Genomic DNA, 13,784 nt, shown 5'->3' on the forward strand with positions numbered 1-13,784 from the left:
AATGTCATTCGATATTTTGCACCTGCTCGCGCATCTGCTCGATCAGGACCTTCATGTCCACGCTGATGCGGGTCAGGTCCAGCGCGGCCGACTTGGAGCCCAGGGTGTTGGCCTCGCGGTGCAGTTCCTGGATCAGGAAGTCCAGGCGTTTGCCGACTTCGCCGCCCTTCTTGAGCAGGCGCTCGATCTCGTCGAGGTGCGAATCCAGGCGGGTGATCTCCTCGGCCACGTCGATGCGGATGGCAAACGCCGTGGCTTCGGTCAGGGCGCGGTCGCGGGCGGCCTCGGGCAGGGTGGCGCCGTCGGTCAGGGCCATGGCCTCCTTCCAGCGCTCCATGAAACGCTGGCGCTGCTGCTCCACCAGCAGGGGCACCAGGGGCACGGCCTGCTGAGCCAGTTCGCGCAACTGCTTGAGCCGGTCCAGCAGCATGGCGGCCAGGCGCTTGCCTTCGCGCTCGCGGGCGGACATCAGCGCCGTGAGGGCCTCTTCGGCCAGGACGGGCACGGCCTCGCTCCAGTCCTCGGTGCCCGAGTGGGCGTTGGCGCACAGGCGCAGGGCGTCGGCCACGCTCAGCGGCGCGGCGTTGGGCAGCCAGGACTTGACCGAGTCCTGCAGGGAGTTGAGGCGCTGCAGCAGCCGGGCGGGCGGATCCTGCAGGGTGTTGCTGTCCTCGTTCTCCAGCGCGGCGCGCACTTCCACCTTGCCGCGCTTGAGCTTGGCAGTCAGCAGGGCCCGCAGGGCGGGTTCCATGGCGCGCAATTCGTCGGGCAGCCTGAATGACAGGTCCAGGAAGCGGCTGTTGACCGAGCGGATCTCCAGTCCCAGGCGGCGCGCCTGGGTGGCGCGGCCCTCGGTTTCAGCGCCGGCGGCGGATGTGCCGTGCTGCGCGCTGGCATAGCCGGTCATGCTGTAAACTGGCATTGGACTTTTTGATGGTTGCTTGCGATCCGGCGATTATCCGGGTTCCGCCTTACCCCCGAGTCATCTTCGCAAAATATGTCAAAAATCAAACCGGCCCCCTTGCCACCCGATACCGCGATTGGTGGTTACCGTGTGGTGCGCCGGTTGTCGTCCGGTGGTTTCGGGGTGGTTTACCTGGCCCTCGATACCGAAGGCCAGCAGGTCGCCATCAAGGAATACCTGCCCTCGTCCCTGGCCACGCGCGCCCCGGGTGAGCTGCTGCCCAAGGTGCAGTCCGAGAAGCTGTCGCTGTACCGCCTGGGCCTCAAGAGCTTCTTCGAAGAAGGCCGCGCGCTCGCGCAGATCTCGCACGCCTCGGTGGTGAGTGTGCTCAACTTCTTCCGTGAGAACGAAACCGTCTACATGGTGATGAACTACCTGGAGGGTGCCACCCTGCAGGACTTCATCATCACCGCGCGCGACCTCAAGACGCAGAAGGTGTTCCGCGAGTCCACCATCCGCTCGCTGTTCGACGAGGTGCTGCGCGGTCTGCGCATCGTGCACCAGCACAAGATGCTGCACCTGGACATCAAGCCGGCCAACATCTTCATCACCGACGACAACAAGGCGGTGATGATCGACTTCGGCGCGGCGCGCGAGGTGCTGTCCAAGGAAGGCAACTTCATCCGCCCCATGTACACGCCCGGCTTCGCCGCACCCGAGATGTACCGGCGCGACTCGTCCATGGGCCCCTGGACCGACATCTACGCCATTGGCGCCTGCATCTATGCCTGCATGCAGGGCTTTCCGCCCAACGAAGCGCCCCAGCGCATCGAAAAAGACCGCCTCTCGCTGGCACTGACCAAGCTGCGCGGTGTGTACTCCGACAACCTCATCGAGGTGGTGGAGTGGTGCATGGCACTCGACCCGCTGTCGCGCCCGCAGTCGGTGTTCGCGCTGCAAAAGGAGCTCAGCCGCGAAGGCGAGCGCCGCTATACCAAGCTCACGGTGGCCGAGAAGATGCGCCTGCAGCTCGATACCCTGGTGTCCGACACCAAGAAGAATGTGCAGAAGGTGGGTGAAGCCACCGGGATCGGAGCCAAGCCCAAATGAACACGGCGCACGCAAAGCGGGTCCAGGCGGCCTGCCTGTCCATCCTGGTGCCCCCTTGCCTGGGTGAATCACTATGAAGTTCTCCGTGTTCCAGATCAGCCGCCGCGGCGGCCGCGAGAAGAACGAAGACCGGATGGGCTATTGCTACACGCGCGAATCGGGCCTGTTCGTACTGGCCGATGGCATGGGTGGCCATCCCGAGGGCGAGGTGGCGGCGCAGATCGCGCTGCAGACCGTCTCGGCGCTGTTCCAGCGCGAGGCCAAGCCCCAGCTCAAGGACGTGCAGGAGTTCCTCTCGGGCGCCTTGCTGGCAGCGCACCACCAGATCCTGCGCTACGCCACCGACAAGGGCATGCTCGACACGCCGCGCACCACGCTGGTGGCGGCCGTGGTGCAGGCCGGCACGGCCACCTGGATCCACTGCGGCGATTCGCGCCTGTACATGGTGCGCGACGGCGACCTGCTCACGCGCACACGTGACCACTCGTACATGGAGTTGCGCAACAACCCACCGCCGGGGCTGGAGCGCATCAACCGCAACGTGCTGTTCACCTGCCTGGGATCGCCGACCAAGCCCATCTACGACATCACCGGCCCGGTGTACCTGGAGCAGGGCGACCGCATCCTGCTGTGCTCCGATGGCCTGTGGGGCACGCTCAGCGATGAAGAGATCGCCAAGCAGATGGCCCTCCAGGCGGTGTCGCATGCCGTGCCCGAACTGGTGGAGGACGCCCTGCGCAAGGCTGGCGACAGCAGCGACAACGTGACCGTGGTGGCGCTGGAGTGGGAGACCCCCGATGCCTTCGAGTCCACCCAGGGCGTGTCCACCGACAGCATCAGCGACGACGTGTTCGCCTCCACCATCCAGGCCGGGCCGCTCGACGGGCTGGTGGACGACCTGGACGACGCCGCCATCGAGCGCTCGATCGCCGAGATCAACGAAGCCATCCGCCGCTCCGCCGCACGCAAGGCCTGACGGGCTGGCAGCGCTGTGCTGGCCTGCACGCCCCGGGGGCGTGGCCGGCCTGGCACCGACCTGAGACACCTGCCTTTCGCACCTGCGCCGCCGCGGCGGCACGCGAGGGCCTTTCTTCCTTCTGTACCGGAAACACCATGACCGCTTTCACCCGCACCAGTGCCCGTGCCGCCGACCAGTTGCGCCCCGTGAGCATCACCCGCCACTACACCATGCATGCCGAGGGGTCGGTGCTGATCGAGTTCGGCAACACCAAGGTGCTGTGCACCGCTTCGGTGGAAGAGCGCGTGCCACCGCACAAGCGTGGCAGCGGCGAGGGCTGGGTCACGGCCGAGTACGGCATGCTGCCGCGCGCCACCCACAGCCGCAGCGACCGCGAGGCCGCGCGCGGCAAGCAGAACGGCCGCACGCAGGAGATCCAGCGCCTCATCGGCCGCAGCCTGCGTGCCGTGTTCGACCTCAAGCTGCTGGGTGAGCGCACCATCCAGCTCGATTGCGACGTGATCCAGGCCGACGGCGGCACCCGCACCGCCGCCATCACCGGCGCCTGGGTGGCCGCCCAGGATGCGGTCACCAAGCTGTTGGCCGCCGGCAAGATCGCCAAGTCCCCGCTGGTCCAGTCCGTGGCCGCCATCTCGGTGGGCATCGTCGAAGGCACGCCGCTGCTGGACCTGGAATACGTGGAGGACGTGGGCTGCGACACCGACATGAACGTGGTCATGACCGGTGCGGGACACTATGTGGAAGTGCAGGGCACGGCCGAGGGCGTGGCCTTCACGCGCAAGGAGATGGATGCGCTGCTGGCCCTGGCCGAAAAAGGCATTGCCGAACTCATCACGCTCCAGCAGCAGGCACTTCGCGACTGATTTCGATTTTCCCGGGGCCGGGCGCCGGCCCCATGACGACAAAGATGGTTCCCACGATGAAACTGGTCCTCGCCTCCAACAACCGCGGCAAGCTGGCCGAGCTGCAGGCCATGCTGGCGCCGCTCGCGGTCGAACTCGTGCGCCAGGGCGACCTGGGCGTGGGCGAGGCCGAGGAGCCCTTTCGCACCTTTGTCGAGAACGCCCTGGCCAAGGCGCGCTTTGCCGCTGCGCACACCGGCCTGCCGGCCCTGGCCGACGATGCCGGCCTGTGCGTGGACGCCTTCGGCGGCCTGCCGGGCGTGGATACGGCCTACTACGCCACGCAGTTCGGCTACGAAAAAGGCGACGACACCAATGTGCGCGCCATCCTGGAGCAGATGCAGCACATCGACCAGCGCCGTGCCGCCATGGTCAGCACCCTGGTGGCCGTGCGCAGCCCCGAAGACCCCGAGCCCCTGATCGCCGTGGGCCGCGTGGTCGGCGAGATCACGCGCGCGCCGCGCGGCAGCAATGGCTTCGGCTTCGACCCGGTGATGTTCATCCCCGAATTCGGCAAAACCTTCGCCGAGCTGCCCGTGGAAGTGAAGAACGCCCACAGCCACCGCGGCCGCTCGGCCCAGCAGATGCTGGCGCTGATGCGCGAGCGCTGGTTCTGAGCCAATCCGGACGCTCCCATGACCCACATCCCCATCGTCCCCGACACCGAAGCCGCCGAGCCCGCGGTGGTGCGCGACATCCAGCACTACATGCGCGCCGGTCTGCTGCAGTTGCAGAGCCTGCCGCCGCTGTCGCTGTACGTGCACCTGCCCTGGTGCATCCGCAAGTGCCCGTACTGCGACTTCAACTCGCACGAGTACCGGGGTGCTGCCGCAGGGGCCGACGCTGCGCACGCTGCAGCCCCTGGCGAGGTACCCGAGCAGCGCTACATCGACGCCCTGATGGCTGACCTGGAGGCTGCGCTGCCCCTGATCTGGGGCCGCCCGGTGCACAGCATCTTCATCGGCGGCGGCACGCCCAGCCTGTTCTCGCCCGCGGCCATCGACCGCCTGGTGGGCGGCATCCGCGCGCGCCTGCGCCTGGAGGCAGACTGCGAGATCACCATGGAGGCCAACCCCGGCACCTTCGAGAAGGACCGCTTCAAGGCCTTCCGCGCCGCGGGCATCACGCGCCTGTCCATCGGCGTGCAGAGCTTCAACGACCGGCACCTCAAGGCCCTGGGCCGCGTGCACGACCGCGCCCAGGCCCTGGCCGCCGTGCGCGAAGCCGCCGAGGCCTTCGACACCTTCAACCTCGATATCATGTACGCCCTGCCGGGGCAGACCCCGGCCGAGCTGGAGGAAGACATGGCCACGGCCCTGTCGCTGAATCCACCGCACATCTCGATCTACCACCTCACTATCGAGCCCAACACCTACTTCGCCAAGTACCCGCCGGCCATCCCCGAGGACGACGAGGCCTACGCCATGCTCGACCGCATCACCGAGATGACGGGCCAGGCCGGCCTTTCGCGCTACGAGATATCGGCCTACGCGCGGGCCGGCCACCAGTGTTGGCACAACACCAACTACTGGCAGTTCGGCGATTACCTGGGCATTGGCGCGGGCGCTCACAGCAAGCTCAGCTTTGCCCACCGCGTGGTGCGCCAGGTGCGCTTTCGCGACCCGGGCCGCTACATGGACAACGCGCTGGCTGGCCACGCCGTGGCGCAGGACGAAGAGGTGCGCCGCGCCGACCTGCCGTTCGAGTACATGCTCAACGCCCTGCGCCTGCGCGAGGGCTTTGCGCTCAAGGACTTCACCGAGCGCACCGGCCTGCCCATCACCGCCATCGCCAAGGCCCTCGACAAGGCCGAGGCGAAAGGCCTGATCGTGCGCGAGCCGGGCGGCCAGGTACGGCCCACGGAGCGGGGCTTCGACTTCCTGAGCGACCTGCAGGAACTCTTCCTGGCCGACTAGTGCAGGGCGTGGCGCTGCAGCCGCCACAGCCCGACCAGCGCGCCTAGTGCCACGAGCGAGATGCCAAAGGCCAGCCACAGGGCGGCGTGGGGCCCCGCACCGGTCAGCAGTGCGGCGAAGGCCGGCGGCGCCACGGCGAACGACAGGTTCAGCGGCATCGCCAGCCGCGCCGACGCGCGTGCGTAAGCGGCGGCCGGAAACACCTGCAGCGGCAGTGTCGCGCGGCTCACCGCAATCACCCCGCCCGCCATGCCGTAGACCAGCGCGAACAGCAGCGCGCCGGTGAAGCTTTCTGCCCACAGCAGCACGATGAAGCTCAGGGGGAACAGGGCCGACGCTGCCAGCCCCAGCGCAAAGCCCGACCAGCGCCCGCCCCCGAGGAAGTCGAACAGCCGCCCCGCCCACTGCGCGATGCCGATGAACGAGGCCGCCGCCAGCGCGCTGGCATGGCTCAGCCCCGCCGCCTCGAACAGGATGATGATGGTGAGCGCGAAGCCCCAGGTCACGAAGCCGTTGGCCGCGAAGGTCGTGGCCAGCAGCACGAAGCGCGGCCGGTCGATGGCCACGGGCTCCGCGGCGGCGTGCGCCATGGCCTGCCCGCGCGGGCGGCGCGCCAGCATGGCCCAGTGCAGCGGCAGGCACACCAGCAGCACCAGCGCTGCAAAGGCCAGCGTCGCCACGCGCCAGCCCCACTGGGCCTGCAGCAAGCCCGTGAGTGGCCAGAACAGCGTGGAGGTGAGGCCCCCGGCGAGGATCAGCACACCGAGTGCCCGGCGCGCCTTGTCGCCCGCGATCTCGGTTACCGCGATCTGCGCCGGCGTGCTCAGCATGCCGGCGCCCGCCAGGCCCAGCACCGTCCACGCCAGCAGGTAGGACACAGGGCCCTGCGCCAGCCCCACCAGCGCCAGGCCCAGTGCGCCCAGCAGCGAGCCCAGCACCATCACCGGGCGGGCGCCGTGGCGCTCGAACACGGCGCCCAGCGGCCACGAGACCAGGGCCATCACTATCAGCATGGCCGTGGGCCCGGCCATCACCAGCGGCAGGCCCATGCCCAGCTCAGCCGCCATGGCCGGCCCCGTGACGGCCGGCAACCAGAAGGTGGAACCCCAGCCGATGAGCTGGGTGAGCGACAGCGCGGCAATGGCGCGGGTGGTGGGGGAGGGCAGGGGCATCGGGAAAACGCGTGGCGCACAACAACCGCAAGCAGAGCGGCTTGCGCACCGATGGTACTTGCAGGCCTTGCCGCCCGGGCTGCGCCCTGGGGTGGCGGGCGATGGCTCTCAGCCGCAGCCGCCGGGCCCCGGCCGGCCATGGCAACCTCAGCCGCAACGCACCGTGGTGATCTTTCCGCTCGCGTCTATCACCAGGTTCAGGCGCTCGGCGTTGAACTCCATGGTCACGGGCTGGTTGTCGCGCAGCACGCGGGCCATGGCTGCGCCGGAGGCCACGCGTGCCTGCTCCACCGTGCCGGCGGTGGGCTGCTTGCCCTTGGCACCCTGTGCGGGTGCGGCATTGCAGGTACCGCCCTTGGGGCCGGGGCCCACCGAGGGCGTGCTGTCGGTCGCGGGCGTGCGCGCGGGTGTCCCGGCGCAGCCTGCGAGGAGGGCCAGGGCGAGGCCCGCGCAGGTGGCGAGAAGGGGGCGGTGGGGGCTGCGGCGCATGGAGTCTCCTGAAAAGAAAAAGGCGAAGGGGTACAGAGAAGGCTTGTGTCCACCACCATACTGCCTGGCGTGCCACCCATTTGTGACGCGGCGTAACCGCCATGGCGCTGCCTACTGGGAAGGCTGCCCAGTGCAGGACATTTCCTACACGGGCCTCCTCGGCTCTCCGACTCCGCGTTTTCATCGAAAGTGCGCCAATGCAGCCATAGCCCCTGTTTTTGCCGCACGCGAGGATGGAAACCATGCACTTCGAAGACCTTCACATGAGGCGCCTTGAACTGATCGGCGAGCCCGATCCCCTGCAGATGGGCCAGCCCATGCGCGCAGCCTCGCAGTCCCAGCAGAGCGAATACCTCATGGTGGGCCGCACCGACATGGCCCACGTGCAGGTGGAGCCGCAGTTCGGCGACACGGTGTACGGTGAGTTTCAGGCCATGGGCTGAAACCCTTGCAGAAGGACACCACCATGCTTGCCGCCATTGCCAATCCCAGCCCTCGCCAGCGCGCCGCGCGGGAGGAGGACGACGCCGTGCCGGGCAGCCTGATCCTGCACATCGCCCACGATGGCGCGCACAGCTACCGTGCGCGCATGTTCGATGAGCGCGACCAGGTCGGCGCCCCCACCTACCACTCGCGCATCGATGAGGCCATCCGCTGGTATGGCGAGCATTCGCCGGTCGCTGGCGTCAAGGCCTTCCGCATCTGGTACGGAGGCTGGTGCGCTGGCAGCTTCGGCCTGGTGGAGATGGAGCGGGACGCCGACGACATTGCCGAGCGCCTGCTGGTCCTGGCCCTGGTCGCGCGCTGACCTGGCCACCGCGTCCACGCAGGAGCCCGCTCTAACGCGGGCTTCGTCGCTTTCTTCAGGTCGCACCCCGCCGCTGCGCTGCCTCAGGAAGGTGCGGCGTGCAGCCGTTTCAAGGGATCAGGTAGTAGTACCAGATCCAGGGCGTGTAGACCAGGTTGGGCGCCCAGGCCACCACGATGATGCCGTTGTAGAACGGGCAGTTGTACCGGTCTGCGAAGTAGCCATCGAAGGGGATGAAGGTGCCTGCCACCGTGCAGCCCAGATAGCCGGTCAACTGCAAGAAGGCATCGTTGCGCGTCAGGTAGCCGATGGACTGGGTGGCCGTCGGGTACGTGGTGCCCGTGCTGGTGCTCAGCAGGTAGGTGTAGAAGTAGGTGGGCTCGATCACCAGGGCCTGGCTGGTGGCCCCCTTGGCGGCCGGGCTGGCCACCGGCCGCGCCATGGGCGGCAGCTGCACTGCATCCAGGTTCGGCGCCTCGCTGGCCTGCGCCAGCGCGCCGTGCGATACCACCAAGGCCAACAGCAGCAAGAGTAGCTTCTTCATGGCATTCCCCCGGGAATTTGATACCCATGGTTGCACTCTCCGGACAAGAGTGCAAGCCCGTACGACCAGTTTTCTGCGAAATCGAAGCTGACAGAAGGCTGTCGCCCTGGTGCCAGTACTGGTATAAACGCGCTCGGTCACCGGGCATGAGGGCGCCGGTGCTGCCACTACGACAAAGACCAGAGGAGACACATGAACCCGAGCGCTGCCGCGACCCCCGTCCGCCCATGGCTTTTGAGCCCCGTTCTCTGTGCCGGCGCCCTGCTGGCCATGCTGGGGGTGGCGCAGGCGGCCCCCATCGTGGTGGGACAGGTGGCGCCGCTGTCGGGCCTCAAGGCCAGCGATGGCCGGGGCTACTCGGCGGGCATGCAGATGTACTTCAACCACGTCAACAAGTCCGGTGGCATCAACGGCAACACCCTGGTGCTGGCCCGCAAGGACGATACCGGCCGCGCCGACCAGACCCTGGCCGCCACCCAGCAGCTGCTGGCCGAGCAGCGCCCGTTGCTGCTGGCTGGCTACATGGGCGCCGGCAACCTGGCCGCGCTGCAGAAATCCGGCCTGCTGGCCAAGGAGAAGATTGCCTTGGTGGGCTACCGCAGCAGCACCTTCCAGCCCGACTCGCCCCTGCTCTACAACGTGCGCGCCGGCCTGCGCGACGAGATCGGCAAGATCGCCGAGCACCTGGCCACCGTGGGCATCACCAAGCTGGGCCTGCTGTACGAGGAAGGCCCCGACGCCCCCGCGCTGCTCGCCAGCGCCGAAGAGGCCGTGAAGAAGAACGGCGGCAGCCTCATGGCCAAGGGCTCCTACGAGATGGACACCCTGCGCATGGAGAACGCCAACAAGCTGCTGCAGGCGGCCAAGCCCCAGGCCATCATCCTCATCACCAGCGGCGCCGCCGCTTCGGCCTTCATCGAGAAGTACCGGCTGGAAGGCGGCACGGCAAGGCTCTTCGCCTCGTCCGACGTGGACCTGGAGCAGCTGGCCAAGCGCCTGGCCGAGGAGCACATGCAGGGCATATCGATCGCCCAGGTCACGCCCAACCCGTACCGCGCATCGAGCAAGCTGAGCAAGGAATTCCGCGAGGTGCAGGCCAAGAGCGGCGACCCCGATGTGCCCGTGAGCTACGCCATGATGGAGGGCTACATCGCCGCCAAGGTGATCGCCGAGGCCGCGCGCCGTGCCGGCGCCAAGCCGACGCGCGAGAACCTGGCTGCCGCGCTGGACAGCATCGACAGCCTGGACCTGGGCGGCTACACCGTGGGCTACCGCCCTGGCCAGCGCAGTGGCTCGCGCTTCGTGGAGCTGTCCATCGTGAGCGCCACTGGCCGCATCCGGCAGTAGCGCCGGCTTATCACCCCCCGTTGTCCATGGCGCGCCAACTGCAGGGAGCGCCTCAGGGGGCGTTTCGTCTCAGCGCAGCAGCGCCCCGCCCCGTCGCACCAGGGTTTCGTTGCCCTGCCGGTCAACGGCGATCTGCTGTGCGAATGCTGCCACCGTGCCGCCTGCGGGCAGCACATGCTTGTCGCGCAGCGAGGTCGCCAGCCCTCCTGCACCGAGGATGCGGTTGACCGCCTCGTTCAGCCCCTGCACCACGGCAGGCGGCGTGTGCGCCGGTGCGAACAGACCGAACAGCGAACTCAGGTTGGCGCGCGGGTAGCCCAGCTCCGCCAGCGTGGGCACATCGCGCAGGCCCGCCAGCCGGGCGGGCGAGCCCACGGCCAGTGCGCGCAGGCGCCCGGCGGCCACGTACTCGAGCTGCTGCGCCGCGAGGTTGGTGGATAGCACTTCGAACTGGCCACTCAGCGCGTCGTTGAGCTGCGCTCCACCGCCCTGGTAGGGCACGTGGGTGATGTCGGCACCGCTGTGCAGCCGCGTCTGGGCCAGCACCATGTGCCCGGTGGTGGCCACGCCCGAGCTGGCCCAGCGCACGGCGCCGGGCCGCGCGCGGGCCAGGGCGATCATGTCGGTGAACGAGCGCGGCCCCAGGGCCGGCGTGCCGATGACCAGCACCGGTGTGTGCATGACGCCCACGATGGGCATGACCTGGGTGAGCAGGTCGCGTGCACCTGGCACCAGCAGAGGCTGCAGCGTGAGCGGCGTGATGGCCGAGAAGGCCAGCGTGTGCCCGTCGGGGGCGGAGCGGGCCAGCAGGTCGATGCCCACTGCGCCGCCGGCACCTGCGCGGTTGTCCACCAGCACCGGTACGCCCAAGGTCTGCGCCAGTGGCTGCGCCAGCGCACGCGCGGTCGCATCGCTCACGCCCCCGGGCGGGTACACCACGATCAGGCGCACGGGGCGGTTGGGCCACGGTACGGCCTGTGTGGCGGCATGCACGGCCGGCATGCCGGCCACCAGTGCAGCACCGCCCAGGGCCCCGCGCAGCAGGCGGCGGCGCGGCCAGGCGGTGGTGGGAGGCGGCGCGGTCTCAGGCGGCTGCAGTGGCACCACGGGCCCTTTCGGCCGCGATCTTCGTGACCAGTTCCACAAAGGCCCCCGTGGGGCCATGGCAGTCGCTCTTGCGGTAGGCCAGGGTCAGCGGCGCACCCAGCTTCACCGCGCGGGCCAGCGGCCGGTAAACGATGGCGTTGTGGTGCGTGCCCTGCATGGACGAGGGCACCACCGAGATGCCGGCCCCGGCGGCCACCAGGTTCAGGTTGGTCATCATGCGGTCGACCTCCGAGACCACGTTGATGGCCACGCCCTCGCGCGTGCACAGTTCCAGCAGGTTGGCATACAGCCCCGGCGCGCCGGGCTTGCGCACGAAGATGAACTTCTCGCCCTGCAGCTCCTTGAGCTGCACCGCGCCGGGCTTCTTGCCTGCGGGCAACTGCGCCAGCGGATGGTCGCGCGGCATGGCCAGCACGGCGGGCTCCTGCAGCAGGGTCTTGAGCACCACGCCCTTGGGCCAGGCCACGGGCACGCGCAGAAAGCCGCAGTGCAGGCGCGAGGAGGCCACGGCATCGGTGATCTCGGCGGCGTTGTTCTCGCTCACCACCAGCTGGATGCCGGGGTAGGTGGCGCGGCACACGCGCAGCGCTTCGGGCGTGAAGTCGTGCGCCGCCGAGGAGCTGGTGAAACCGATGGAGAGCATGCCCTGGCTGCCATCGGCAAAGGCCAGCATGCGCTCCTGCATGGCCGCGCAGTCGCGCAGCAGGCGCGTGGCCTCGGCGTAGAACAGCTGGCCGGCGTCGGTCAGCGTCACGCCCTTGGGGTGGCGCAGGAACAGCGGCACGCCCAGCTCCACCTCCAGCCCCTTGATCTGCTGGCTCAGCGGGGGCTGCTGCATGCCCAGGCGCTCGGCGGCGCGCGTGATGTGCCGGGCATCCGCGACGGCGACGAAGTAGCGCAGGTGCCGGAACTCGATATTCATAACGTATGGACCACAGATTATTCAGGTGTTTGGCATGTGCAGCCTACGCTCCTAGGATACGCCCTGTTCCCTGCAGCCGGCCTCGTCGGTTTCCCTGGGGCGGGCCTTGTGCCCCGCGCACCAGCACGTATCAGCACGCACCGGGAACACGCGTTTTTCAACAACAACAACCGGAGACCCATCCATGCCTTCCACCACCGGCTCGCGCAGCCCGGTCGCTTCGTCGACCCTGTCCGTCCTGTCCACCCTGTCGGTCCTCACCCTGCTGTCGGCCTGCGGCGGCAGCGACAGCCCCGCCTACCCGCCCGAGGCCAAGCCCGTCGCCGTGGCCTGCCCGGCCGAGCTGCCCACCACCGCCACCTGCCTGGGCGGGCGCGACTCGGCCGGCGCCTACTACCTCATCGCCACGCCCAAGGACTGGGGTGGCAACCTGGTCCTGCACGCGCATGGCGGGCCCGATCTGGCCGCCCCCACGGCCGAGCGCGCGCAGGAAGACCTGGTGCGCTGGGCCATCATGGTCAAGGCCGGCTACGCCTGGGCGGGTTCCACCTTCCGCCAGGGTGGGGTCGAAGTGCGCGCCGCGGCCGAGGACACCGAGCGCCTGCGCCGCATCTTCAACGAGCACGTGGCGGTCCCCAAGCGCACCGTGCTGCACGGGCAGTCATGGGGCGCGGGCGTGGCGGCCAAGGCCGCCGAGATGTTCACGGCGCAGACCGTGGGATCGCAGCCCTACGATGCCGTGCTGCTCACCAGCGGCGTGCTGGCCGGTGGCACGCGTTCGTACGACTTCCGCCTGGACCTGCGCGTGGTCTACCAGTACCTGTGCAACAACCACCCGCGGCCCACCGAGGCGAGCTATGCGCTCAACCTCGGCCTGCCCGCCACGCTGACCCTGGCGCGCGACGATTTCAACGCCCGTGCCAACGAATGCCTGGGCCTGGACAAGACCGCCGCGCAGCGCACGCCCGAGCAGCAGCGCAAGGTCGAGACCATCGAAAAGGTGGTCAAGATCCCCGCCAGCTCGATCTCCGCCCACCTGAGCTGGGGCACTTACCATTTCCAGGACGTGACCGCCAAGCGCACCGGCGGCGCCAGCCCCTTCGGCAACACCGGCGTGGTCTACAGCGGCTCGGCCGACGACGCTGCGCTCAACGCCGGCGTGCTGCGCTACCGCGCCGACCCGGTCGCCGTGCAGCGCTTCGGCGACGACACCGACCCCAAGGGCACCATCCCCGTGCCGGTGCTCACCACCAAGTGGATCAGCGACCCCACGGCCTTCGTCGAACTGGACGCCTACTTCAAGACCGTGATGGACCGCGGCGGCAGCGGCGAGCGCCTGGTGCAGACCTTCGTGAACACCGGCACGCACAGCTACATCAGCGACCCGACCTACCCGGCCCTGGTGACCTCGCTGCTCGACTGGGTGGAGACGCGCACCAAGCCCACGCCCACCAGCGTGGCGCAGCGCTGCACCTCGCTGGAAGCGCGCTTCGGCGCGGGCTGCAGCTTTGCGCCGGCCTATGTGCCCGGTGCGCTGGAAACGCGGGTGCCGGCGCGCACGCGGCCCTGATCAAGGGGGCCGGG

General features: G+C 68.8%; 15 protein-coding genes. 9 read left to right on the plus strand and 6 right to left on the minus strand.

Annotated elements, in window-relative coordinates; all coding sequences use genetic code 11:
• Window positions 1-4: 4 nt before the first annotated feature.
• A complete protein-coding gene (locus PMI14_RS14560; protein WP_193353627.1) occupies window positions 5-922 on the minus strand; it encodes a YicC/YloC family endoribonuclease in 918 nt (305 codons plus the stop codon).
• Between the two features lie 75 nt (window positions 923-997).
• Here PMI14_RS14560 and PMI14_RS14565 point away from each other — a divergent pair, with 75 nt between their 5' ends.
• The 5 genes from PMI14_RS14565 (at window position 998) to hemW (ending at window position 5,811) form a co-directional block, all read left to right on the plus strand.
• Window positions 998-2,014, plus strand: coding sequence for a serine/threonine-protein kinase (locus PMI14_RS14565; RefSeq protein ID WP_007855567.1), 1,017 nt, complete (start codon window positions 998-1,000; stop codon window positions 2,012-2,014).
• Between the two features lie 73 nt (window positions 2,015-2,087).
• Window positions 2,088-2,990, plus strand: coding sequence for a PP2C family serine/threonine-protein phosphatase (locus tag PMI14_RS14570; RefSeq protein WP_007855569.1), 903 nt, complete (start codon window positions 2,088-2,090; stop codon window positions 2,988-2,990).
• A 137-nt stretch (window positions 2,991-3,127) separates the two neighbouring features.
• Window positions 3,128-3,856 (plus strand): ribonuclease PH, encoded by a 729-nt coding sequence (rph, locus tag PMI14_RS14575; RefSeq protein WP_007855570.1) that lies wholly within the window; start codon window positions 3,128-3,130, stop codon window positions 3,854-3,856.
• A gap of 56 nt (window positions 3,857-3,912) precedes the next feature.
• Window positions 3,913-4,512 carry an RdgB/HAM1 family non-canonical purine NTP pyrophosphatase gene (gene rdgB, locus PMI14_RS14580; RefSeq protein ID WP_035203866.1) on the plus strand — a complete coding sequence of 200 codons (600 nt, stop codon included), beginning with the start codon at window positions 3,913-3,915 and terminating at the stop codon, window positions 4,510-4,512.
• 18 nt (window positions 4,513-4,530) lie between these two features.
• Complete coding sequence (hemW, locus tag PMI14_RS14585; protein WP_007855574.1) at window positions 4,531-5,811, plus strand: radical SAM family heme chaperone HemW; 1,281 nt, start codon at window positions 4,531-4,533, stop codon at window positions 5,809-5,811.
• Here the strand turns inward: hemW and PMI14_RS14590 are convergent.
• On the minus strand, window positions 5,808-6,983 hold the full coding sequence (locus PMI14_RS14590; RefSeq protein ID WP_007855576.1) for an MFS transporter: 1,176 nt from the start codon (window positions 6,981-6,983) through the stop codon (window positions 5,808-5,810). The genes hemW and PMI14_RS14590 overlap by 4 nt on opposite strands.
• A 147-nt stretch (window positions 6,984-7,130) precedes the next feature.
• Window positions 7,131-7,472 (minus strand): I78 family peptidase inhibitor, encoded by a 342-nt coding sequence (locus PMI14_RS14595; RefSeq protein ID WP_007855578.1) that lies wholly within the window; start codon window positions 7,470-7,472, stop codon window positions 7,131-7,133.
• Window positions 7,473-7,735: 263 nt separating this feature from the next.
• On the opposite strand from PMI14_RS14595, the gene PMI14_RS14600 reads away from it, so the two are divergent.
• Together PMI14_RS14600 and PMI14_RS33570 are read left to right on the plus strand one after the other, a co-directional pair.
• The gene (locus tag PMI14_RS14600; protein ID WP_146187963.1) at window positions 7,736-7,915 is read left to right on the plus strand and encodes a hypothetical protein; all 180 of its coding nucleotides are present in this window, start codon (window positions 7,736-7,738) and stop codon (window positions 7,913-7,915) included.
• Window positions 7,916-7,938: 23 nt separating this feature from the next.
• Window positions 7,939-8,280, plus strand: coding sequence for a hypothetical protein (locus PMI14_RS33570; protein ID WP_007855582.1), 342 nt, complete (start codon window positions 7,939-7,941; stop codon window positions 8,278-8,280).
• A 109-nt stretch (window positions 8,281-8,389) separates the two neighbouring features.
• On the opposite strand, the gene PMI14_RS14610 is transcribed toward PMI14_RS33570, so the two are convergent.
• Window positions 8,390-8,824 carry a hypothetical protein gene (locus PMI14_RS14610; protein WP_007855584.1) on the minus strand — a complete coding sequence of 145 codons (435 nt, stop codon included), beginning with the start codon at window positions 8,822-8,824 and terminating at the stop codon, window positions 8,390-8,392.
• Between the two features lie 192 nt (window positions 8,825-9,016).
• On the opposite strand from PMI14_RS14610, the gene PMI14_RS14615 reads away from it, so the two are divergent.
• Complete coding sequence (locus tag PMI14_RS14615) at window positions 9,017-10,171, plus strand: ABC transporter substrate-binding protein (RefSeq protein WP_007855585.1); 1,155 nt, start codon at window positions 9,017-9,019, stop codon at window positions 10,169-10,171.
• 69 nt (window positions 10,172-10,240) lie between these two features.
• On the opposite strand, the gene PMI14_RS14620 is transcribed toward PMI14_RS14615, so the two are convergent.
• Together PMI14_RS14620 and PMI14_RS14625 are read right to left on the minus strand one after the other, a co-directional pair.
• Entirely contained in the window at window positions 10,241-11,275 is a 1,035-nt protein-coding gene (locus PMI14_RS14620; protein ID WP_007855586.1) for a tripartite tricarboxylate transporter substrate binding protein, read from the minus strand.
• Window positions 11,256-12,194, minus strand: a complete 939-nt coding sequence (locus PMI14_RS14625) for a LysR family transcriptional regulator (RefSeq protein ID WP_035203889.1) — start codon at window positions 12,192-12,194, stop codon at window positions 11,256-11,258. Before PMI14_RS14625 ends, PMI14_RS14620 begins: the two co-directional genes overlap by 20 nt.
• Before the next feature lie 190 nt (window positions 12,195-12,384).
• Here PMI14_RS14625 and PMI14_RS14630 point away from each other — a divergent pair, with 190 nt between their 5' ends.
• Complete coding sequence (locus PMI14_RS14630; RefSeq protein WP_007855593.1) at window positions 12,385-13,770, plus strand: hypothetical protein; 1,386 nt, start codon at window positions 12,385-12,387, stop codon at window positions 13,768-13,770.
• Window positions 13,771-13,784: the final 14 nt, after the last annotated feature.

It is taken from the genome of Acidovorax sp. CF316 (genome assembly GCF_000276605.1).
GTDB lineage: Bacteria > Pseudomonadota > Gammaproteobacteria > Burkholderiales > Burkholderiaceae_C > Acidovorax.

Excerpts from the sequence above, each read along its gene's own strand:
- PMI14_RS14560 (WP_193353627.1), bottom strand. The coding sequence starts at position 922 with ATGCCAGTTTACAGCATGACCGGCTATGCCAGCGCGCAGCACGGCACA.
- PMI14_RS33570 (WP_007855582.1), top strand. The coding sequence starts at position 7,939 with ATGCTTGCCGCCATTGCCAATCCCAGCCCTCGCCAGCGCGCCGCGCGG.
- rdgB (WP_035203866.1), top strand. The coding sequence starts at position 3,913 with ATGAAACTGGTCCTCGCCTCCAACAACCGCGGCAAGCTGGCCGAGCTG.
- PMI14_RS14615 (WP_007855585.1), top strand. The coding sequence starts at position 9,017 with ATGAACCCGAGCGCTGCCGCGACCCCCGTCCGCCCATGGCTTTTGAGC.
- PMI14_RS14610 (WP_007855584.1), bottom strand. The coding sequence starts at position 8,824 with ATGAAGAAGCTACTCTTGCTGCTGTTGGCCTTGGTGGTATCGCACGGC.
- PMI14_RS14570 (WP_007855569.1), top strand. The coding sequence starts at position 2,088 with ATGAAGTTCTCCGTGTTCCAGATCAGCCGCCGCGGCGGCCGCGAGAAG.
- PMI14_RS14600 (WP_146187963.1), top strand. The coding sequence starts at position 7,736 with ATGAGGCGCCTTGAACTGATCGGCGAGCCCGATCCCCTGCAGATGGGC.
- PMI14_RS14630 (WP_007855593.1), top strand. The coding sequence starts at position 12,385 with ATGCCTTCCACCACCGGCTCGCGCAGCCCGGTCGCTTCGTCGACCCTG.
- hemW (WP_007855574.1), top strand. The coding sequence starts at position 4,531 with ATGACCCACATCCCCATCGTCCCCGACACCGAAGCCGCCGAGCCCGCG.
- PMI14_RS14595 (WP_007855578.1), bottom strand. The coding sequence starts at position 7,472 with ATGCGCCGCAGCCCCCACCGCCCCCTTCTCGCCACCTGCGCGGGCCTC.
- rph (WP_007855570.1), top strand. The coding sequence starts at position 3,128 with ATGACCGCTTTCACCCGCACCAGTGCCCGTGCCGCCGACCAGTTGCGC.
- PMI14_RS14590 (WP_007855576.1), bottom strand. The coding sequence starts at position 6,983 with ATGCCCCTGCCCTCCCCCACCACCCGCGCCATTGCCGCGCTGTCGCTC.
- PMI14_RS14565 (WP_007855567.1), top strand. The coding sequence starts at position 998 with ATGTCAAAAATCAAACCGGCCCCCTTGCCACCCGATACCGCGATTGGT.